18 protein-coding genes are annotated in these 20,590 nt (G+C 52.7%); 7 read left to right on the top strand and 11 right to left on the bottom strand.

All coding sequences use genetic code 11. From position 1 onward, the window contains the following. The first annotated feature begins 144 nt into the window (after window positions 1-144). The gene (gene mqo / locus JK198_RS04295; RefSeq protein WP_212710104.1) at window positions 145-1,788 is read left to right on the top strand and encodes a malate dehydrogenase (quinone); all 1,644 of its coding nucleotides are present in this window, start codon (window positions 145-147) and stop codon (window positions 1,786-1,788) included. Between the two features lie 66 nt (window positions 1,789-1,854). Here the strand turns inward: mqo and JK198_RS04290 are convergent, their stop codons facing one another. Then, complete coding sequence (locus tag JK198_RS04290) at window positions 1,855-3,093, bottom strand: MFS transporter (RefSeq protein ID WP_212710103.1); 1,239 nt, start codon at window positions 3,091-3,093, stop codon at window positions 1,855-1,857. Window positions 3,094-3,335: 242 nt separating this feature from the next. On the opposite strand from JK198_RS04290, the gene JK198_RS04285 reads away from it, so the two are divergent. Further along, window positions 3,336-4,808 (top strand): catalase, encoded by a 1,473-nt coding sequence (locus tag JK198_RS04285; RefSeq protein WP_212710102.1) that lies wholly within the window; start codon window positions 3,336-3,338, stop codon window positions 4,806-4,808. 41 nt (window positions 4,809-4,849) lie between these two features. On the opposite strand, the gene vsr is transcribed toward JK198_RS04285, so the two are convergent. Further along, entirely contained in the window at window positions 4,850-5,323 is a 474-nt protein-coding gene (vsr, locus tag JK198_RS04280) for a DNA mismatch endonuclease Vsr (RefSeq protein WP_212706908.1), read from the bottom strand. Window positions 5,324-5,700: 377 nt separating this feature from the next. Between vsr and pmrA the strand changes: the two genes are divergently transcribed. After that, complete coding sequence (gene pmrA, locus JK198_RS04275) at window positions 5,701-6,357, top strand: two-component system response regulator PmrA (protein ID WP_212710101.1); 657 nt, start codon at window positions 5,701-5,703, stop codon at window positions 6,355-6,357. Window positions 6,358-6,382: 25 nt separating this feature from the next. Then, window positions 6,383-7,495, top strand: coding sequence for a two-component system sensor histidine kinase PmrB (gene pmrB / locus JK198_RS04270; RefSeq protein ID WP_349290151.1), 1,113 nt, complete (start codon window positions 6,383-6,385; stop codon window positions 7,493-7,495). Window positions 7,496-7,667: 172 nt separating this feature from the next. On the opposite strand, the gene phoC is transcribed toward pmrB, so the two are convergent. The 4 genes from phoC to yddG form a co-directional block, all read right to left on the bottom strand. Continuing rightward, window positions 7,668-8,414: an acid phosphatase PhoC gene (gene phoC, locus JK198_RS04265; protein ID WP_212706906.1), complete on the bottom strand. Its 747-nt coding sequence runs from the start codon at window positions 8,412-8,414 to the stop codon at window positions 7,668-7,670. Window positions 8,415-8,624: 210 nt separating this feature from the next. Then, window positions 8,625-9,524: a Kdo hydroxylase family protein gene (locus tag JK198_RS04260; RefSeq protein ID WP_212706905.1), complete on the bottom strand. Its 900-nt coding sequence runs from the start codon at window positions 9,522-9,524 to the stop codon at window positions 8,625-8,627. 117 nt (window positions 9,525-9,641) lie between these two features. After that, window positions 9,642-10,280 carry a glutathione S-transferase family protein gene (locus tag JK198_RS04255; protein ID WP_212706904.1) on the bottom strand — a complete coding sequence of 213 codons (639 nt, stop codon included), beginning with the start codon at window positions 10,278-10,280 and terminating at the stop codon, window positions 9,642-9,644. A gap of 23 nt (window positions 10,281-10,303) precedes the next feature. Further along, complete coding sequence (gene yddG / locus JK198_RS04250; RefSeq protein ID WP_212710099.1) at window positions 10,304-11,224, bottom strand: aromatic amino acid DMT transporter YddG; 921 nt, start codon at window positions 11,222-11,224, stop codon at window positions 10,304-10,306. A 380-nt stretch (window positions 11,225-11,604) separates the two neighbouring features. Between yddG and JK198_RS04245 the strand changes: the two genes are divergently transcribed. The 3 genes from JK198_RS04245 (at window position 11,605) to dld (ending at window position 15,044) form a co-directional block, all read left to right on the top strand. Continuing rightward, window positions 11,605-12,222: a trimeric intracellular cation channel family protein gene (locus JK198_RS04245; protein ID WP_212706902.1), complete on the top strand. Its 618-nt coding sequence runs from the start codon at window positions 11,605-11,607 to the stop codon at window positions 12,220-12,222. Between the two features lie 123 nt (window positions 12,223-12,345). Beyond that, a complete protein-coding gene (gene nfsB / locus JK198_RS04240) occupies window positions 12,346-12,990 on the top strand; it encodes an oxygen-insensitive NAD(P)H nitroreductase (RefSeq protein WP_212706901.1) in 645 nt (214 codons plus the stop codon). A 356-nt stretch (window positions 12,991-13,346) separates the two neighbouring features. Further along, on the top strand, window positions 13,347-15,044 hold the full coding sequence (dld, locus tag JK198_RS04235; RefSeq protein ID WP_212706900.1) for a D-lactate dehydrogenase: 1,698 nt from the start codon (window positions 13,347-13,349) through the stop codon (window positions 15,042-15,044). A gap of 53 nt (window positions 15,045-15,097) precedes the next feature. Here the strand turns inward: dld and pqqF are convergent, their stop codons facing one another. Genes pqqF through pqqB form a run of 5 tightly spaced genes read right to left on the bottom strand, consistent with a single transcriptional unit; the run spans window position 15,098 to window position 20,534 of the window. Next, window positions 15,098-17,443: a pyrroloquinoline quinone biosynthesis protein PqqF gene (gene pqqF, locus JK198_RS04230; protein WP_212710098.1), complete on the bottom strand. Its 2,346-nt coding sequence runs from the start codon at window positions 17,441-17,443 to the stop codon at window positions 15,098-15,100. 4 nt (window positions 17,444-17,447) lie between these two features. Next, window positions 17,448-18,587 (bottom strand): pyrroloquinoline quinone biosynthesis protein PqqE, encoded by a 1,140-nt coding sequence (pqqE, locus tag JK198_RS04225; protein ID WP_212706898.1) that lies wholly within the window; start codon window positions 18,585-18,587, stop codon window positions 17,448-17,450. Further along, window positions 18,574-18,855 (bottom strand): pyrroloquinoline quinone biosynthesis peptide chaperone PqqD, encoded by a 282-nt coding sequence (pqqD, locus tag JK198_RS04220; RefSeq protein ID WP_212706973.1) that lies wholly within the window; start codon window positions 18,853-18,855, stop codon window positions 18,574-18,576. The genes pqqE and pqqD overlap by 14 nt, the downstream gene beginning before the upstream one ends. 2 nt (window positions 18,856-18,857) lie before the next feature. Further along, window positions 18,858-19,613: a pyrroloquinoline-quinone synthase PqqC gene (gene pqqC / locus JK198_RS04215; RefSeq protein ID WP_212706897.1), complete on the bottom strand. Its 756-nt coding sequence runs from the start codon at window positions 19,611-19,613 to the stop codon at window positions 18,858-18,860. 3 nt (window positions 19,614-19,616) lie between these two features. Further along, window positions 19,617-20,534 (bottom strand): pyrroloquinoline quinone biosynthesis protein PqqB, encoded by a 918-nt coding sequence (pqqB, locus tag JK198_RS04210; RefSeq protein ID WP_212706896.1) that lies wholly within the window; start codon window positions 20,532-20,534, stop codon window positions 19,617-19,619. Window positions 20,535-20,590 lie beyond the last annotated feature (56 nt).

Below are 20,590 nucleotides of genomic sequence, written 5' to 3'. Positions count from 1 at the left end.
ATTATTTATTTAGAATCAGTTAGTTAAATAACTAAAGCCTATTTATTAACTTATTTTTATCAATGTTAATACATAAATATATTCACAATTGGACACATCCGGAGTTACACTCCCCCGCAGTTTTTCTCAATGACCAGGCGTACTATGACTTATTCAAAGAAAATGGCTTTCAGCCTCTCCCTTCTCGCCTTAGCGACCTTCAGCCAGTCAGCGTCTGCTGCCAGCGAAAAAACCGATGTGTTGCTGATCGGCGGCGGTATTATGAGTGCTTCTCTGGGCACCTGGCTGAATGAACTCCAGCCGGACTGGAAACAGATTATGGTTGAAAGGCTGGACGGCGTGGCTGAAGAGTCGTCCAATGGCTGGAATAATGCCGGAACCGGACACTCTGCCAATATGGAGCTTAACTATACTCCGCAGCGTGCTGATGGTTCGATTGATATCAGTAAAGCGATTGAGATTAACGAGTCCTTTATGATTTCCCGTCAGTACTGGTCATCCCTGGTTAAACAGGGCGTACTGAAAGATCCTCATTCCTTTATTAACAGCGCACCACATATGAGTTTTGTCTGGGGTAATAGCAATGTTGATTACCTGACTAAACGCTATCAGGCACTGCAAAACACAACCCTGTTCCAGGGAATGCAGTTTTCTGTCGACCAGAACCAAATCAAGCAATGGGCACCGCTGGTGATTGAAGGCCGTGATCCGGCACAAAAAGTTGCAGCCACCTGGACTCCGCTGGGGACTGATGTCAACTATGGCGAAATTACCCGTCAGCTGGTAAGCAGTCTGCAATCTAAACCTGACTTCAGCCTTGAGCTATCCACAGAAGTGACCGCGTTTAAACGCAATCCGGATAACAGCTGGCATGTGACGGTAAAAAACCTGAAAGACAATACCGAACATGAGATTGATGCCAGATATGTGTTTATCGGTGCCGGCGGCGCAGCCCTGAAATTACTGCAGGAAAGCGGTATTCCGGAAGCAGATAACTACGGCGGGTTCCCGGTCGGTGGTTCATTCCTGGTCACAGAAAATCCGGAAGTGACTGAACGTCATTCAGTGAAGGTGTATGGTCAGGCCTCTGTCGGTGCACCGCCGATGTCGGTTCCCCATATTGATATCCGTAATCTCGACGGTAAAAAAGTGGTGTTGTTTGGTCCGTTTGCCACCTTCTCGACCAAATACCTGAAAAATGGTTCGTTGTTTGATCTGCTAAGCGCCACCACAACCAGCAATATCTTACCTATGGCCCATGTGGGGATTGATAACTTCGACCTGGTGAAATACCTGATTGGTCAGGTTATGCTGTCAGATGACGATCGTTTTGCTGCCCTGCAGGAATACTACCCTGATGCTAAAAAGTCTGACTGGCGTCTGTGGCAGGCCGGACAACGGGTACAGATCGTGAAGAAAGATCCACAGAAAGGCGGTGTGCTGAAACTGGGTACCGAAATTGTTACCGACCAGCAAAAAACCATCGCAGCCTTACTGGGTGCTTCGCCGGGTGCTTCCACTGCCGCCCCTATTACGCTGAATGTGATCGAAAAACTATTCGCGGATAAGGTACAGACACCTGAATGGCAACAGAAAATCCGTAGTATCGTCCCGACCTACGGTCAGAAAATTAACGGCAATGTCGCCCTTACCCAGCAGGTCTGGGATGATACCGCCGCCAGCCTGCAACTGACCAAACCACCGCGCATCGCGGCCCCGTCAGTAGCAAGCCCGGCAGAGAATACCCCTGCCCGGCAGGCAACTCCGCAGCAGGATATGGCCCTGTAATCGGCTACTACTGAAAAATCCGCCCCTCTCTGAGCCGGCGGATTTTTTTATCCCGCCATATTCGGCTCAGACCTCAGATCCCTGTGCCAGTTTTTGCCGCCGCCGCAGATGCGGAAACATCACCATCCACAGACCCGCCACCACAAGGGTACCAATACCACCGGCCACCGACGCCGGAACTGTGCCGATAGCGCTGGCCAGCAAACCTGTTTCAAATTCACCCAGCTGATTCGAGGTATTAATAAACACAGAGTTCACTGCGTTAACCCGGCCGCGCATATCATCAGGAGTATCCAGCTGCACCATCGCACCACGGATCACCATACTGACCATATCAAAACCGCCCAATACCACCAGCGCCAACAGTGACAGGATAATGTTATCTGACAGGGCAAAAACCAGCGTCGCCACCCCGAAACCGGCAACACAACCAAACATAATCATACCTGTATGTTTATGAAAGCTGTTGCGGCTGATCCAGATGCCGGTAATCAATGCCCCGACCGACGGTGCAGCCCGCAGTGCTCCCAGCCCCCAGGCCCCTGTATGCAAGACATCATTGGCAAAAACCGGTAACAGGGCGGTAACTCCGCCCAGTAACACCGCAAACAGATCCAGTGAAATAACGCCCAGCACATCCTTGCGTTTAACAATAAAGTCGAGCCCGGCAAACAAATTTTTGAAGGTCATCGGCAGTGGTTTAACCACTTCACGTTCATATTTCAGGGTGGTCATCACCACCAGCGAGGCCAGATAGGCGATCGCCGCCGTTCCGTAGGCCACCTGCGGCGCAACGACATACAGCAACCCGCCAGCCATCGGTCCGGCAATTACCATCGCCTCGCGGAACACCTGGTTAGTCGCCATCCCTTTTGATAGCAGCCCCGCGGGCAGCAGCGCCGGTAACAGAGAGGTCATTGACGGTCCCTCAAAAGCGCGGGCCAGCGAAAACAGGCATACCAGCGCCAGTAAGATTACCGGACTGCCGGTACCGATAAAGGGTAAAACCGCCAGCCCGATAACCGCCAGAAACTCGATACTCTGACCACCGATAATCAGGGTCTTGCGATTATACTGGTCCGCCAGATGGCCCGCCGGTAATGCCAGCACTACCGAGGGTATAAACTGCATCAGGCCGATCATCCCCAGCATAAAAGTGCTGTGGGTCATGGTATACAATTGCCAGCTGACCGCCAGGGAGACAATCTGAAAACTCAGAGAAGAACAGGTTTGTGCGGCAACATAGGCCCTGAAGCCAGGATGATGAAAAACACGCGATGAAGACTCTCCGCCGGAAGAGACCATAAGCAAAACTCCGGGATTATTTACTCAGGTGATTATTAGCCCGCGAGAATAACGTATTACCCGCATCAATCCAACGTACAGAAAATGATAAATTTTGCCGCAGTACTGATAACGTTCAGCGGTTTCTGTCTCAGGGGAATCCCGCTGGTCGATTATTTTGCGGGACGGAGCCCCTCAATGGTCAGGTTTCGACTATGCTTAGCGGGTGCGCATTAACCCTGTTTTTCACATGGAGAAGAAGCATGAGCAATGATCAGAAACCAAAAATAACGACGACCGATGCCGGCATCCCGGTTGCCAGCGACGAACACTCTCTGTCGGTCGGTGCCGATGGTCCGCTGGTATTGCATGACCATTATCTTATCGAACAAATGGCTAATTTTAACCGGGAGCGAATTGCAGAACGTCAGCCCCATGCCAAAGGCAGCGGCGCTTTCGGCCATTTCCGGGTGACGGGAGACGTGAGCCGGTATACCCGTGCATCCCTGTTCCAGCCGGGGGTAAAAACAGAGGTTGTGATGCGGTTTTCGACCGTGGCCGGAGAACGCGGCAGTCCTGATACCTGGCGGGATCCGCGCGGATTTGCGATAAAGTTTTACACCACCGAAGGTAACTATGATTTGGTCGGCAATAATACCCCGGTATTTTTTATCCGTGACCCGATGAAGTTCCAGCATTTTATCCGCTCGCAGAAACGCCGCGCTGATAATAACCTGCGTGATAATGAAATGCAGTGGGATTTCTGGACCTTATCCCCCGAGTCCTCACACCAGCTGGCATGGCTGATGGGTGACCGTGGTATCCCGAAAAGCTGGCGCCATATGAACGGTTATTCCAGCCATACTTATATGTGGGTCAATGCTGCCGGGGAGAAATTCTGGGTTAAATACCATTTTAAAACCGATCAGGGTGTTGAATGTCTGACCCAACAGCAGGCCGACCAGCTGGCCGGGGCTGACGGGGATTTCCATGTGCGGGATCTGTTTAACGCCATTAAACAGGGCGACTTTCCCCAATGGACCCTGTATATGCAAATTATGCCGTTTGCCGACGCAGAGCACTACCGGTTTAACCCGTTTGACCTGACCAAAGTCTGGCCGCATCAGGATTATCCATTAATCGAAGTCGGTAAACTGACCCTCGACCGTAACCCGACGGATAACCATGCCCAGATTGAACAGGCCGCATTTGAACCTAACAACCTGGTGCCAGGCATCGGCTTAAGTCCGGATAAAATGTTACTCGGCCGCGTCTTTGCCTATGCCGATGCCCACCGTGCACGGCTGGGGGTCAACTATAAACAGATCCCCGTTAACGCCCCTCACTCACCGGTGAACAGCTACAGTAAAGATGGCGCTATGCGTATGACACCGGTCAGTGACCCGGTGTATGCGCCAAACTCCAAAGCAGGCCCGCAGGCCGATGGCAAACAATATCCGACCGATTCTGCCTGGCACAGCAGCGGTGATATGGTGCGCCAGCCCTATGCGCTTCATGCTGAGGATGATGATTTCAGTCAGGCGAATACGCTGGTCTGTCAGGTGATGGATGATGCGGCACGGCAACGGCTGGTGGATAATGTCAGCGGGCATCTGCTGAACGGGGTTGAAGAACCGGTATTATCACGGGCATTTGACTACTGGCGAAATATCGACCGTAAAATCGGTGACCGGATAGCAGAGAAAGTCACCACTGCCCGCCAGGCAGCGAAATAACACTCAGCCCTCCGGGAAACCGCCCCTGCGCTACCGGAGGGTTACTTTGACAACAGACGTAACCCTGACTGGCTGATTTCTGCCGAATCCTGCGCCGTACAGACCCACTCTTCGACCCGTTCTGTTAGTTGCTTCTCCGTCAGACGGTATTTTCCTTTCAGGGCACATTCCCAGATAATCAACACATTCCAGCCAGCCGCCTGCAGCTTTTCGAGAATTTGCTCATCCCGTTCAGCATTCCGGTCAATTTTCTGTTGCCAGAAAGTACGGCGGGTTGCCGGAGGTTTATATAAATGACAGGAGTGACGATGCCAGAAGCAACCGTGGGTAAAAATAATTTTGCTACTGTCCTGCAGGACAAAATCGGGCCGGCCGGGTAGTTCCCGTACCTGCTGAGATGCCGGGATATTCAGTGACTGCAATAACCACAGTATTCGTTTTTCCAGGGACGTGTCACGGTCCCTGATGGCCCGCATATTTTTACTGCGGGTCGGCTCATCATGTACATCAGCCATCGTTCCTCCGGTAGTGTGACCGCCGCCGGCCTGCCAGCGTATCTTAAGTTACTTAATACGTCAGACCGGCTGTCTCATGAAAAATCATGCCGTTAAGCCAGCAGCCCGCGTCACAGGATTAAGTAATTTAAGGTTATCCTAAGCTTTTCGCCGCATAATAGCCCGCCGGTATTACTGTACCGATATACTTATATTGCTTATGACATCACTGCTTATATTACCGGCGGTGGTACCTGCGGCCAGTAATCGCAGCTAACAATACACCAGAAAAATCGTTCCCCCGCCACTGCCTGTTGTCTGGCCCGCGGGGTTATGACCAGTGGCCGTCACCACTGTTATCAGACAGATAAACTGTAACTGTCTTGCCGGAGTACCAGATGAAGATATTAATTGTTGAAGATGATGCCCTGTTACTGCAGGGTCTGATAATCGCTATGCACGATGAAGGCTACACCTGCGATGGTGTCAGCAGTGCACGGGAAGCAGAAAACTGTCTTAAAGCTACCCAATACAGTCTGGTGATCCTCGATCTTGGTCTGCCGGATGAGGATGGAATACACCTGCTGTTACGTTTACGTCGTCAGAAAATGGCTTTACCGGTATTGATACTGACCGCCAGAGATACCCTGAGCGACCGGATTATCGGCCTCGACAGCGGGGCCGACGATTACCTGATCAAACCTTTCGCTCTGGAAGAACTGAATGCGCGGATACGGGCCTTAATCCGCCGCCACAATAACCAGAGCGCCAATCTGCTGACGGTTGAGGATTTGTCGCTGGATACCGCCCATCGTCAGGTGTTCCGCAGCGGCGAATTGCTGGATCTGACGCCGAAAGAGTATGCCTTGCTGGCCCGGCTGATGATGAAAGCCGGCAGCCCGGTTCACCGTGAGATTTTATACAACGATATTTATAACTGGAATAATGAACCTTCAACCAATACCCTTGAAGTTCACATCCATAACCTGCGTGAAAAAATAGGTAAAACCCGTATCCGCACCGTGCGGGGATTTGGGTACGCTCTGCTGAAATAAAGTGTCCGTCGAAGAGGGTCAGCAAATATTGAACAGGTTACCGAAAACAACCACCCTGCGCCGGCGGTTGCTGATCACTATCGGCGCGATTTTACTGTTTTGCCAGCTAATCAGTGTGCTCTGGTTATGGCATGAGAGCAAAGAACAGATAGATCTGCTGGTCAGAGCTGTATTGCAGCAACGTAATGAACAGGGACATGTGGAAAAAGAGATCCACGAAGCGGTCGCCAGCCTGGCATTACCCAGCCTGATCATGATTTCCGTCGCCCTGATATTGTGCTGGCAGGCGGTGAAGTGGATCACGCATCCCCTGTCAGAATTACGCTATCACCTCGAAAAACGCAGCGAATTTAATCTGCAACCGGTGGAGTACCAGAGCGCAATTATCGAGATCGACGGGGTGATCCACGCGATTAATCAGATGGTCGAACGTTTAACCACCACCCTCGAACGAGAACGGCTGTTTACTGCCGATGTCGCCCATGAATTACGTACCCCGCTGGCCGGGCTGCGGTTGCATCTTGAATTAATTGCCAGACAGCATCCCATTGATATGTCGGCTCTGATCCATCGTCTCGATCAGATGACTGACAGTGTTTCACAGCTGCTGCAACTGGCACGGGTTGGGCAGTCATTTTCCGCTGGCAGTCAGCAACCGGTGCCACTGGTCAGCGCTGTCACCCGTCCCCTGCGTGACAGTTTGCTGACCATGATCAAGCTGCGGCACCAGCACTTAATTTTGCCGGATGACAGCGCAGACTTTATCGTCAAAGGCGACCCGACATTATTACAGCTGGTGGTACGTAACCTGACAGAAAACGCGCACCGTTACAGCCCTGAACACAGTACCTTACAGGTGAGTATTCAGCAGCTAACCGCGACCGACGGTAAGCAATATATTGAGCTGGCGGTAGAAGACCAGGGACCCGGCATTGATGAAAGCAAAACCGGTGAGCTCAGCAAAGCCTTTACGCGGATGGATAGCCGCTACGGAGGGATTGGGCTGGGACTCAGTATTGTCAGCCGGATCTGTCAGCTGCATGATGCAACATTTTGTCTGACTAACCGTACCGACCGTCAGGGGTGCCGGGCAGCGGTACGCTTCATAAAGCAGGACATTGTTACGGAAAACTGCTGAACCAGACCAGCAGAAAGGTTGCCAGCACACACAGACCGAGCAATGTGGCACTGAGTTCACCGAAAGAAATAGCCGCGACTTTATTCATCATACTCTCCTGTCTGGTTTGTCAGGAGAGTATGCAGGTTAATCATTAAGATTTTATTAATCGGGAGAAGATAATGACGGCAGGTTAAGGTGCAGCAAATTCCGCTTTCGCTTTTGCCAGCTGGGCGTTAAAGGCCGGAGAGGTATGCAGAGTCGCCACCACCCCTGAAGCCACTACCCGTGCAGCATCAACATCACTCTGCCAGTGATAGCCGCAAATGACACGGCTTTGCCCGAGTTCATAACCCCGCTTAAGGATTTCATTCTGCCGCTGCGGGTTAATTTCGGCCAGTACCAGCGCCGTGGCCCAGCCAATAGCCGTATGACCAGAGGGGTAAGAACCGTTGGTCGAAAGTTCATCCTGTTGCCGGGTATTACAGGTCGCCACCTGGTAGAAAGCAAACGGACGGATACGCATATAATGCTGCTTTGCTGAGCGGGTTGCCAGGTCCCCGGCATCTTCGATCATGTTGGTCAGCAGTTTATACAGTTGCGGCGTATTTCTGGCCGTAATTTCGCGTCCGAAGGCCGCAGAAAATGCATTCGCCACCCCGCCGCTGCTCAGGTTAGCATCCTCGGCCGCCAGCTTGCCGCGGTCGGTGTTACGTAATAAGCGCCCCTGTTCGTACATCGCCTGATCATTCAGAAAAGCGATACTGCCAATTGCCGGAGGCGGGGGCAGTAGTGCCAGGCTGTCAATGGACTGACTATTGGTCAGATAATAGAGGTCTGGTTTGGTGGTGACATCATCCCCGGCAGGGGTTGCCGCCGCCGCAGCAGCACCATAAAACAGTGCTGATATCAGTAGTGCCATCGTCAGTTTTTTAGTCATTATGTCGTCCTGTGATAAGTACATTCCCGGAAAAAATACGTTACCACGTCACGTATCACCGAAACTCCTGCACTGGTCACAGTTCAAAAAAATAACGCTATAATGTTCAGGATCTCTGCCGTTCGTGACTAAGTTAATAACTATCGACGATTAACAGTTCATTTACACCCGGGGGGGGGTACTGTTCCTGCCCGGCCGGGCAGGAATATCTCAGAGTAAAGAGGCACCTAGCAAAGTCTCGAGGGTTTTCAGGGGAGAATGTTGCGGATTTACCATATCTCTGGCCGGCAACAGAAACGTCTGTTCCAGCATAAACTGCCCCGACATGGCTGCGTGGGGGGTTTGATCAGAAAAACAGATCCAGCTGCTGCCCGGCGGAAAACTCACCTCCAGCTGTGCACCCGATGACTGGTAGTCTGTATCGGCTTTCATTGCGTCGTGCAACCCCAGCATAATATGGTCATAACGGGTGCGGTAACTTTTGGTGATCCCCAGCTTTTGCTGTAACAGACTGCTCAGGGGATGGTAACGCCCCACCCGTGGCAGGAATCGTTTGACCAGCGACGGAAATGGCTCACCGACCCGCCAGACCCGGGCTTCACCGTGCGGATTAATATTGGTGAAAATGCGCAGGATACGTTCCCCGTGGATAGGCCGCGACGGGAAAGCATCCACATGTAACCGGGTATCATCTTTACGCCATGAACTGCCTTTCTTCCACACCGCTACCGGATGAACCCGCAACGTGTTAATCGGGGTGTGCAGTACCGGAACATAAGCAGGCAGCAGACTACCGATCAGCTGCTGACAGACCTGATGATGGCGTTGCAGCAACTGACGGATCACCGTTTCGTCTGCCTTGTCGGCGACACCAAATAACTGATCAGTCTCAGCGCGGTAGCTGATATTTTTTCGCCCCGGCTGAACGGTTTGCTCCCGCAGACGTGGCTGTTCATCCGGAGTAAGAGGAAAACCTAGTCGTGGCAGGCTAAGAACTGCGCCCTGCTCAAGGGCCGTCAGGGCCTGCTGGCTGAAACTCCCGCCATCTGCCCAGTCATTCAGAGGTAAAGTGAATATCACGTCGTCATAACGCAGCGTATCGGTCTGCATTTCTGACTCCTTGTTTAAGAATTTTATACTGTTAAGAATAATAGAGTTAAGAAAATTGTTTAACGCCAAAAATGCGAATCAGTCTCATCCGGACAAAATATCAGCAACGAAACAGCCTCAGACCGCTAACTCCTGATAGCTGACCATCACATGTTCACGGTAGGCTGCTCGCCGGGTCAGTCGCTGGTAGTAAGCTTCGACGGCCGGTAATGCTGCCCGCCGGATATCCAGATCAAAATAGCGATACAAAATATGGCCGAACTGGATATCAGCCAGAGTGAATTCCGGCCCGGCCAGATACGGGTGACGCAATAATTGTTGCTCTGCAATATTCAGAAAACGGGTCAGCCGCTGTAAAGCGACCGTAAGTGCCTGCATATCACGCTGTTCCGCCGGAATACGCACCAGGGGCCAGAACACCGGCATAGTAAAATTAATGGCAATATTAATTTTTGACCATTCCGCCCACTGGTCGATAACACAGCGTTGATTTACATCAGACGGCCAGAACGGCGGGTCACCATAGAGCGCCGCCAGATGACGCAGAATGGCACCAGACTCCCACAGGGGAGTTCCCCCGTTGATACTGACGACGGGTACCGTACCGTTGGGGTTCATGGCCAGAAACGCCGGAGTATCATTGCCACCAAACCTGTGTCCGATATCATAGCGTTTATAATGCTGCTGCAGTTCGGCCACCGCCCACATCACAGCCTGTACATTTGACGAGGTTTTGCGTCCCCAGATTTCTATCATCGATATTCTCCGTCAGTCACAATTTACCGGTTCTGCTGCACCACCGCCTGTGACACCGGCGGTTTTTTTCTGCGGGTTGCCAGCCAGCAAACCAGAGAACCAAAGCAGACCATCCCTGTGCCCTGCCAGAATGAAAGGGTCAGGGCGGAGTGCAGCATAACTGAAGCCAGTACCGCTGACAGTACCGGAATAAAATAAGAAACAGTCGCCAGTAAGGTGGTATTTCCGCGCAGAATACCAATATTCCATGCCGCGTAACCCAGGCCGAACGCCAGGGCTGCCAGTAACAGGCTTATGGTGGCAGGCAGACTGACACTGAAAGGACTGGCGGAAGAACTCAGCTGTTTCACCCACAGGGTGGCCGCAGTCAGCATAAAGAAGAAGGTAATTCCGTTACTGCCACGAGCCAGCTTTTGGGTGACAACACAGTACACCGCCCAGATAACCGCTCCGCTGAAAGCCAGACCGTAACTGAACGGGTTTTCTCCAATATGCCGGGTTATCTGTATCAGGGAGAGCGGCTGGTTACCGGACAATACCTGAAGAATGCCTGCCAGCGACAGGCCAATGCCCGGCAAAATTGTCCAGTGAACCCGCTGACGGTTTACAATGATCCCCAGAACCACGGTCATTGCCGGCCAGAGATAATTCACCATCCCGACTTCGATGGCCTGCTGAGCATTTTGTGAAAAACCCAGCGACAGGGACAGGCAGATTTCGTAACTGACAAACAGTAAGCTGCCGATCAGCAGGTAGCTGCGCGGAAATGTTCTGAGTTTCGGGAAGCCAACAGTCAGTAACAGCACCACCGAACTCAGGGTATATACCAGCGCAGCTCCTCTGACCGCCCCGAACCCTTCACTGACATGTTTGATTAGCCCGACATTGGCACTCCAAAGCACAATAGCGGCTAAGCCGATGACCGTCGCTTTTGTCGAATTCATGACTACCTATCCTATTTATCTGCTGTTCAGGGGGCGCAGGGAACATCAGAGGCTGCCTGAGCAGGCAACCATTTGCCGGAAAAAACCGGTCTGTCGTTCATAATATTTACTGGTTTCAGGGTATCGGCTGGCTGTCATCCTGTCACGATTTTTCCCGATCCCTGACGTAACTTCTTTTACCTGCCACCTCAGCCCGTCTCTGTTCAGGAGAAATCACCGGCTGTACCAGCCGCAGGCGATGCCACGCAAAGGATTGCGCTCTTCGCCGGAAACATTTATTGTGCCTGCGCCCGGTGAGCGGATGGCCTTGCCGGGGCAGAAGATCCTGCGGCGGCCGGAGTGCTGTTTTTACTGCCTGAAACCCGGTTTATCGAGAATTTATGAGCTTACTTTTACACTTTATCGACTTATTCGGTACTTTTGTCTTTGCCCTCAGTGGGGCTACTGTCGGCGTCAGAAACCGGTTCGATCTGTTTGGTGTCTTTGCACTGTCATTTGTTACCGCCATTGGCGGCGGCTGTATCAGGGATCTCTGTCTGGGTGCCACCCCGCCCGCAGGGCTGGTGAATGTGGAATACCTGCTCTGCGTGATTATGGCCATGACTCTGCTGTCTTATTTCCAGAAACTGGTATTCTCTTTCGAAAAACCGGCCCTGTTCTTTGATGCCCTGGGACTGGGATTTTTTGCCGCCTTTGGTGCAAATAAAGCCTGGCAATATACGCAAAATATCGAATTCTCTATTTTAATGGGCTGTGTCAGTGCGGTCGGTGGCGGATGTCTGCGGGATATTCTGGCGGGGAGAACACCGGTTATTTTTACCAAAGAGATCTATGCCAGTGCGGCATTAATTGGTGCGGCTATCGAGTTACTGGGTTCTGCTAATATTATTCCGGAACACTACAGTGTCTGGCTATCTATCGTTACCTGCACACTGATCCGGCTGTTGTCGCTTAAGTACAATATCACTCTGAAAACTATCGCGAATAAATACTTTTAACCCGTCAGAGGCCCCTTTAACCTTTAGTGCGTCAGCCGGGGATTAGACTGGTCGTCTGATAACGAAATTGTTACTTTAGCCTGAATATAGCCAGTGTTTAACATTACTCCGGAGGTCATCCAGATGAATATCGTCGAGGTTGCCAAACAGCGTTACACAACCAAAGCCTATGATCCGCAAAAAAAGCTGACTGCTGAACAACAGCAGCAATTGCTGGATCTCCTGCGCAACAGCCCCTCTTCCCTGAACCTGCAACCCTGGCATTTTTTTGCGGTTACCAGCGATGAAGGAAAAGCAAAAATTTTACCCGCCATCCGCGAATTCAACCTGCCGAGAGTACGTGATGCTGCCATGGTAGTGGTGTTTGCCTCAGCTGACCGTCTGGATGACGCGCATCTCGCCGCAGTTCACGCCCGGGAAACTGCCGATGGTCGTTTCAAAGATGACGCCAGCGCAGCAGCTAATGATAATGGCCGCCGTCAGTATATTGCTGCCTTCGGCGGTGATGAACAGAATGTTCGCCACTGGCTGGAACGTCAGGCCTATATTTCTCTGGGCTTTCTGCTGCTGGGTGCCGCAGCGCTGGACCTGAATGCTACTCCAATCGAAGGTTTTGATCCGCAGAAAATGGATGAACTGCTCGGACTGAAAGCAAAAGGCATGCACAGTCTGGTGGTGGCATCGATTGGCTTTAATAGTGAAAAAGATTTTAACGCCACGTTACCTAAGTCACGTTTCAGTGAACAGCAAGTCATTACCCGGCTATAGTCTTCATGACAATCCCTGCCGCTGCGGCAGGGATTCTTTCCGCCCTGTCGCTTTTATCCTGTCCTCTGCGGCCGAATCTCCCCTGCCTTTCCGGCATTAAATGTTAATCAATTGTTTAAATAAATCAGTTAACAGAACAAAAACAGCGTTTTTGTGGTTCTGTTAGATATTTTCTTTTAGTCCGATAAGTTTTTTTTATTTAGCCCCTTTCTTCCTGATCAAAAAAGCGCTTTCATATATTGCAGGCCGCGACGTTATCGCACTGCTAGCGCAGGACGTCGCGGCAGGTCATCGAAACAAGCAGCACAATCAATCCGCCACAGGCAAAAATGAAAAATAAAAGGCAGACAGGATAGATGAATAACCGTCAGGAGCTGATCCGCAAGCTGCATGAAATCGCGGGAGATAAACAGGTTTTAGTGAGCGAGGATGACAAGGCATTTTATACCAAAGGATTCCGTGTCGGTCAGGGTGATGCGCTCGCCGTGGTACTGCCTCAGACATTATTACAGCTCTGGCAACTGCTGAAAGTCTGCGTGGCAGAAGATGTGATTATTCTGATGCAGGCATCCAATACCGGCGTGACCGGCGGGTCAACGCCCGATGGTAACGATTATGACCGCGATATCGTGATTATCAGTACCAGACTGCTGACGGGCGTACAGGTAATTGATAATCATCAGCAGGTGATCGCTTTCCCCGGCACGACGCTGACTGAGCTTGAAGACACTCTGAAACCCTTACAACGGGAGCCTCATTCGGTCATTGGCTCATCCTGTATCGGTGCGTCGGTGATTGGCGGGTTATGCAACAACTCCGGCGGTTCACTGATCCGCCGCGGCCCGGCATTTACGGAAAAATCACTGTTTGCGCGCATCACCGAAGACGGACAACTGGAGCTGGTCAACCATCTGGGGATCCAGCTGGGGGATACCCCGGAAAGAATAATTAATGCCCTCGAAACCCGAGAATATACCACCGGCGATGCAGAAGACTGGGAAGGTAAAATCTGGGCCGACGATTATGCAAAACAACTGCGGGATACACAGGCGGCTTCACCGGCCCGGTTTAACGGCGATAAACGTTATTTATATGACAGTGCAGGCTGTGCCGGTAAAGTCGTGGTATTTGCCGCCCGCTTGCCGACGTTCGCCGCCAGTGAACAAACCCGTACCTTTTATATTGGCAGTAATGATGAAACGGAACTGGTAGAGTTGCGGCGTTTCCTGCTGGAAAAAATGGATGAATTACCCTTACAGGCTGAATATATTCACGCCGGGGCTTTTGACCTGACGTTGCGCTATGCCAAACATATGTTCCTTGCTATTCGTAAGCTGGGCCCGCAGGCATTACCCGGACTGATGGCGAATAAAGCGCGCTGGGATGTGCGGGTAAAACATGCCCGTTTTCTGCCACATAATTTCACCGATAAATTGATCCAGGGCTTTAACCAGGTCACACCGTCCTTTGTTGCGCCACGCATTATGGCCTATCGCCAGCGGTTCGTTCATCACCTGATGATTAAAGTGGATGCCGTGCAGACTGCGCAGCTCACTGCCCTGCTGGACGAATTTTTCGCCCACCGTCCGGGGGAATATTTCCTGTGTGATAAACGTGAAGCAGCCGATGCCTTTCTGATCCGTTTTGCGGTGGGCGGCTGTACTATTTGTTACTGTGATTATCTGGGCTACCCGACCAGTGAGCGGCTGGTGGCTTTCGATGTGGCACTGCGGCGTAACGACAGCCAGTGGCGCATCGAACTGCCGCCGCATCTTGCGGCACAGGTTCAGGCCGATTCCTGCTGTGGCCATTTCTTCTGCTTTGTCAACCACCAGGACTACGTGCTTAAGCCGGGGGTGGATGCACACCAGTTTAAACAGGATGTGATGGCATATCTGGAACAACGCGGCGCACGTTATCCCGCAGAGCATAATGTCGGCCATCTGTATCAGGCCTCCTGCGAACACCAACAGCACTGGCATCAGCTCGACCCGACCAATACCTGTAACCCGGGAATCGGTAAAACCAGCCGTAAAAAATTCTGGGCTAAATAATTCCGGGATAAATAAAGTTCAGGGTTCAGTGACTGCCGGTAACTGAACCCTGATTACCAGCGGCCACTGGTCAGTTGTAATGCCTGGTCGCTGTTTTCTGTCAGCCATAAATGCAACTGCTGTAACAGTAACACTTCATCACTGCCCGCCACTGACGGCAGATTTCCCCGGCCACTGACCTGCCATAATTCCTCGCCGATCCGCGCCATTATCCGGTCAGCATGTAACGGCGCCTGTTCTCCGGTCGCTGGCGGTAACCTTAATTGCATAATCTGCGGAGTCATCCGCTTGAAAAACTGCCGGCACCATGTTGCCAGCTGATCACAGGGGTAGCCCGGTGACTGGACAGCACACAGGATGCCGGGCATCTCTCCGTACTGCTCGAAACGACAGGACACCACATAACCAGCCGATAACTCTTCCCGCAGCCAGTGATAAAACGCCGGCTGATAGATTGCAGCCAGTGCCTTTGCTATTCGCACTGCGGCCTGGCTGTTATCGGGTAATGGCAGGAAAAACAAAATCCCGTTATCTGCGTCCTTATCCGGCTGGTGATGATGACTTTGCGCGGCGGATATCGTCGCGGTGGCAGGTGGCAGATCAGCGACCTGCGGCGGTAAACGTGCCATCAGGGTGTTGAATAGCTCCCGGTCATCACACTGGATCACCCCCTGCCAGCAGGGCCGGGCGGTTGTCGGTAATAACAGAGACGGAAATTCAGCCAGCAGACGGCGGATCACTATCTGTTGTGGCTCAGCGGCGGAGGATACCCCGGTCAATGGCGGCCACAACACCGCCAGCCAGCTGACAATATCCAGCACCTCACCACTGTCCGGCAGGGCAATAAACAGCCAGGGAATATTGTGATAAAAGGCAATGCCGCTCTCCCCGCCGGCATGACTGACTCGGCTGAATACCGGTAACAGGGCATCTTCCAGCCGTCTGAGTTGCGCCGGAGTCAGGGTTGTTCCATCGGCAGGCCGCAACAGGATCCGGACTCCCGGGGCACAGACCGCCGAACGCTGCCATTGTCCGACAGTTGTGCCGCTGGCGGCTACCGCCGGTGCATTCAGGGTCTGCGGGTAAAAGACAAACGACAGCGGCGGAGAATCTGTCACTGTGCTATCGATCAGCGGCTGCCAGCGACAAGCAAAGCCGCACACTGTCGCCTGTTCACTACAGGTGCGGGATGATGTCTGTAATTCATAGGGTATTGCCTGTAACAAGGCTGTCGCCAGGGCTTTCACCGGCCGGTCCGACGGCCCGGTACCTAAAGCAATCTGTCTTACCTGTTCCATCGGGTTCAGGGCACGGAAATGCTGCAATGCCAGCCCCTGATAATGTCTGATCCTGGCAGCCGGTAACCTGGTCAGTTGCTGTAACCATGCCCGCAGATCTGCGTTCAGTTGCCCCGCAGGCAACGGGCCGGCAGATGGCCGTTGCACACGGACCATCAGCCACAGATATCCTTCGGCGGCGCTGATAATTTCAACCGCTAACTGACGGCAGAATCCGCGCCTGCGCCAGTGATCAAACAGTGACCCCGGTGCGGCATCGCTGATCAGGGTGCGAAGCAGTGGCACCGCTGCCCGCAGTTCACCGTCAGGATCACCGATGATCATATCCAGACAATGGTGAACCTCTCCGTCGAGCTGCAACACAGCCGGCGGACGGACTGCCCGTTGCGGCAGTAAATATTTGTCAGCACGGGGGCGACGGTGATACGGCGCAGGCGCCAGCCAGCCGGCCAGCCCGGCGGCCAGCAGCGCGTTGTCAAACAGGGCCCGCAGCTGGCTGAGAGGTAACGGGGCCCGTAAGATCAGCTGCAGATTATCAGGGCGATAATAACGATGATGAAACTCACGCAGGGCCTGTTGCAGCAAAGAGATATCCCCGTCCAGACTCTGGCGGTTACCGGCGATAAAACGTGAATAACCGCCGGGCTGGCTGATCATCTCACGTAAAAAGGCGTTGATCAGGGTCGGAACATGGCGGCTGAGCATCGTATATTCCGCATCAATCACCCCGATTTCACGGCTGATCGCCCGCTTATCGAACAGGGGAGCCGCGACCATATCCAGCAGCCGGGCAAGGGCCCCGGGGAAACCGGCAGTAGCAATAGAAAAATAACAGAGGGTATCGCAGAGTCCGGTTGTGGCATTAACCCTGCCCTGTTGCCCGGTTACCCAGGGCATCAGCCGTTGCTGGCCACGGAATACCTCACCGCCCTGGAATAGCAGATGTTCCAGCAGATGTGCCAGTCCCGGCCAGCGGTCAGGTTCATGAATACTGCCGGCCCCGGCCCTGATACAGGCCGAGGCGGCGGATAACCCGTCTGATGAGTATAGCCGTACAGCCAGGCCATTGTTCAGCGACAGCTGTATGCAGGGTTCAGACATCAGGTTATCCCTGTGAAGTGAAAATCACTTTCGAGTTTTTCTGGTTACGGAAACGTAACTGAGACACTTTAATCTCACTGCAATCGGCTTCACGCCGCGCTTGCAGGATTTTACCGTGATGCTCGGATTTACTGCAAACCGGATCGGCATTGTCGGCATTACCGGTCAGCATAAATGCCTGACAGCGGCACCCGCCGAAGTCTTTTTCTTTCTCATCACAGGAACGGCAGGGTTCCGGCATCCAGTCATAGCCCCGGTAACGGTTAAACCCGAACGACTGGTACCAGATATGTTGCAGGCTGTTATCCAGCACCGACGGAAACTCGATAGGCAACTGGCGGGCACTGTGACAGGGTAACGCCAGACCGTCCGGGGTTACATTCATAAAAATGGCTCCCCAGCCCCCCATACAGCCTTTCGGCCGTTCTTCGTAATAGTCGGGGGTGACAAATAACAGGTTGGTGAGGTTACCCGCAGCCTGCATTTTTTCCCGGTAGCGCTTAACCACCGCTTCTGCGCTGGCTATCTGCTCACGGGTCGGTAACAACCCTTCACGGTTAAGCTGAGCCCAGCCATAAAACTGGCAGGTAGCCAGCTCGACGTCATCCGCTTCCAGCTGAATACATAATTCGATAATCCGGTCGATCTGATCAATGTTGTGCCGGTGCAACACAAAATTCAGGACCATCGGATAACCGTGGGCTTTAATCGCTTTTGCCATTTCCAGTTTCTGATGAAACGCCTTTTCCGACCCGGCAAGGGCGGCATTCAGGGTTTCATCACTGGCCTGGAAACTGATCTGAATATGGTCGAGCCCGGCGTCAGCGAACGTATCCAGTTTCTGACGGGTCAGGCCGATACCGGAAGTGATCAGGTTGGTATAAAAACCCAGCTGCCGTGCACCGGCAATCAGTTCGGCCAGGTCTTTTCGTACCAGTGGCTCACCGCCGGAAAAGCCCAGCTGTACACTGCCCATTTCCCGTGCCTGGCGAAATACGGTCAGCCACTGTTCGGTGGTCAGTTCCTGCTGCTGTCTGGCAAAGTCGAGTGGGTTTGAACAGTACGGACACTGCAGCGGACAGCGGTATGTCAGCTCGGCAAGCAGCCACAGGGGGGCTTTAATTCCGGATTCACTCAGACTCATGTAACAGGATCCATTTTTGTTTTACTGCCGCTTGCAGAAAGTCGGTCACATCGTCGTCGACGCCACCCGCGTCGGGAAAACGCTGGTTCAGTTCACCGATAATCTGTGCAATGGTGCGTTTACCGTCCACCAGCTCCAGGATCAGGGCAGCGGTTTCATTCAGTTTTGCCATCCCTTCCGGGTAAAGGATCACATGACAGTCCTGGGCGGCTTCCCATTGCAGACGGTAGCCGCGGCGGAAGATGACGACCGTGGATAAACTATTCATCATCACACCAGCCGGGTTGTGTGCCAGACCTGCTGATCTGTCACTGTATGGTAAGGCGCACGGTCCAGTGCATAAGCCATGGTCATGGCATCCAGCATCGTCCAGAGAATATCCAGTTTAAACTGTAAAATTTCCAGCATCCGGTTTTGCTTCGCTGCCGTATCAAAGTAGTCAAGCGCCAGCGACAGACCATGTTCCACATCACGCCGCGCCTGGCTGAGGCGGCTGCGGAAATAGAAATACCCTTCTTCTTTGATCCACGGATAATGCTGCGGCCAGCTGTCCAGCCGTGACTGGTGGATTTGCGGCGCAAATAACTCTGTCAGCGAGCTGCAGGCGGCCTCTTCCCAGCTGGCGCGGCGGGCAAAATTAACATACGCATCAACCGCAAAACGAACCCCGGGTAAAACATGCCTGTCAGACAGCAGGTCATCCCGCGATAACCCCACCGCTTCACCGAGCTGTAACCAGGCTTCAATTCCGCCTTCACCGGCCTCTGCGCCGTCGTGGTCAAGGATCCTCTGCACCCATTTACGCCGGGTGGCAGGATCAGGACAGTTAGCCATGATTGCCGCATCTTTTAACGGGATATTGGTCTGGTAATAGAACCGGTTTGCCACCCAGCCACGGATCTGTTCAGGGGTTGCCTGACCGTTATGCATCGCGATGTGATACGGATGGTGGATATGGTAGTACGCCCCTTTATCACGTAACGCCTGTTCAAAGTCCTCGCGGCTCAGAGTTGTGGTTATGGTCATCGGTTAATCCTGTAGCTGAATCGCCATTCCGTCAAAGCTCACTTCAATCCCCTGCTGTTGCAGAAACTGACGCTGAGGTGAATCTTCATTAAGGATCGGATTGGTGTTGTTAATATGAATTAGAATTTTTCGGCTGGCGGGCAGTGTCGCCAGCAGCGCCATCAGTCCCTGCTCTTCCGACAGGGCCAGGTGCCCCATCGCACGGCCGGTATTTTTACCGACCCCGCTGCTCAGCAGTTCATCATCCTGCCAGACGGTGCCGTCAATCAGCAGACAGTCTGCCTTTTGTAACCATGGCAGGATCACCTGATCAGGCTCTCCCAGACCCGGCGCATAAAATAATGATTTCCCGTTGGCGGTATTTTCCACAAACAGGGCAACATTATGTCCGGGTAACGGTTTATCACGGTACGGTGAGTAAGGCGGCGCATTGCTGACAATAGGTACCGCCGTAAATTGCAGATTCTGGCATACGGTGGTCCGGAAAGGTGTCTGAGGGCGGATTGGCTGATGCTGCAGCCCGCCGTTCCAGTGTTTCAGCATCGGAAATACCGGGAAACCACTGTTCAGATCCTGGTGTACTTCTTCGGTACACCATACGCGGTGCGGACAGCCTTCCCGCAGGCTCAGCAGCCCTGTGGTGTGATCTATCTGACTGTCGGTCAGGATAATGTCCCCGATGGCTGTACCACGCAGGGCATCGCGTTTGATCAATTCCGGGGTCAGAAAAATTTGCCGGGAGATATCAGGAGAGGCGTTACATAACACCCAGTCTTCACCGTTATCACTGATAATAATTGAAGACTGGGTGCGGGCATGGGCGTTGATACTGCCTTCACGCAGGCCCTTACAGTTGGTGCAATTACAGTTCCACTGCGGGAAACCACCGCCGGCAGCAGAGCCAAGCACTTTGATAAACATAAATTACTCTTTACTGAATAAAAGGACCGCCCGTAAGCGGCCACTTAAGATACCGG

Source organism: Tatumella sp. JGM91 (genome assembly GCF_018257575.1).
Classification (GTDB): Bacteria; Pseudomonadota; Gammaproteobacteria; order Enterobacterales; family Enterobacteriaceae; genus Tatumella; species Tatumella punctata.
This window is presented reverse-complemented; position numbering and strand designations above follow the sequence as displayed.

What these genes read in the sequence shown, in the direction of transcription:
- JK198_RS04245 (WP_212706902.1), top strand. Translation starts at nt 11,605, where the DNA reads ATGAGCTTACTTTTACACTTTATCGACTTATTCGGTACTTTTGTCTTT.
- JK198_RS04285 (WP_212710102.1), top strand. Translation starts at nt 3,336, where the DNA reads ATGAGCAATGATCAGAAACCAAAAATAACGACGACCGATGCCGGCATC.
- dld (WP_212706900.1), top strand. Translation starts at nt 13,347, where the DNA reads ATGAATAACCGTCAGGAGCTGATCCGCAAGCTGCATGAAATCGCGGGA.
- pqqE (WP_212706898.1), bottom strand. Translation starts at nt 18,587, where the DNA reads ATGAGTCTGAGTGAATCCGGAATTAAAGCCCCCCTGTGGCTGCTTGCC.
- yddG (WP_212710099.1), bottom strand. Translation starts at nt 11,224, where the DNA reads ATGAATTCGACAAAAGCGACGGTCATCGGCTTAGCCGCTATTGTGCTT.
- nfsB (WP_212706901.1), top strand. Translation starts at nt 12,346, where the DNA reads ATGAATATCGTCGAGGTTGCCAAACAGCGTTACACAACCAAAGCCTAT.
- pqqB (WP_212706896.1), bottom strand. Translation starts at nt 20,534, where the DNA reads ATGTTTATCAAAGTGCTTGGCTCTGCTGCCGGCGGTGGTTTCCCGCAG.
- pqqC (WP_212706897.1), bottom strand. Translation starts at nt 19,613, where the DNA reads ATGACCATAACCACAACTCTGAGCCGCGAGGACTTTGAACAGGCGTTA.
- vsr (WP_212706908.1), bottom strand. Translation starts at nt 5,323, where the DNA reads ATGGCTGATGTACATGATGAGCCGACCCGCAGTAAAAATATGCGGGCC.
- JK198_RS04255 (WP_212706904.1), bottom strand. Translation starts at nt 10,280, where the DNA reads ATGATAGAAATCTGGGGACGCAAAACCTCGTCAAATGTACAGGCTGTG.
- phoC (WP_212706906.1), bottom strand. Translation starts at nt 8,414, where the DNA reads ATGACTAAAAAACTGACGATGGCACTACTGATATCAGCACTGTTTTAT.
- mqo (WP_212710104.1), top strand. Translation starts at nt 145, where the DNA reads ATGACTTATTCAAAGAAAATGGCTTTCAGCCTCTCCCTTCTCGCCTTA.
- JK198_RS04260 (WP_212706905.1), bottom strand. Translation starts at nt 9,524, where the DNA reads ATGCAGACCGATACGCTGCGTTATGACGACGTGATATTCACTTTACCT.
- pqqF (WP_212710098.1), bottom strand. Translation starts at nt 17,443, where the DNA reads ATGTCTGAACCCTGCATACAGCTGTCGCTGAACAATGGCCTGGCTGTA.
- pqqD (WP_212706973.1), bottom strand. Translation starts at nt 18,855, where the DNA reads ATGAATAGTTTATCCACGGTCGTCATCTTCCGCCGCGGCTACCGTCTG.
- JK198_RS04290 (WP_212710103.1), bottom strand. Translation starts at nt 3,093, where the DNA reads ATGGTCTCTTCCGGCGGAGAGTCTTCATCGCGTGTTTTTCATCATCCT.
- pmrA (WP_212710101.1), top strand. Translation starts at nt 5,701, where the DNA reads ATGAAGATATTAATTGTTGAAGATGATGCCCTGTTACTGCAGGGTCTG.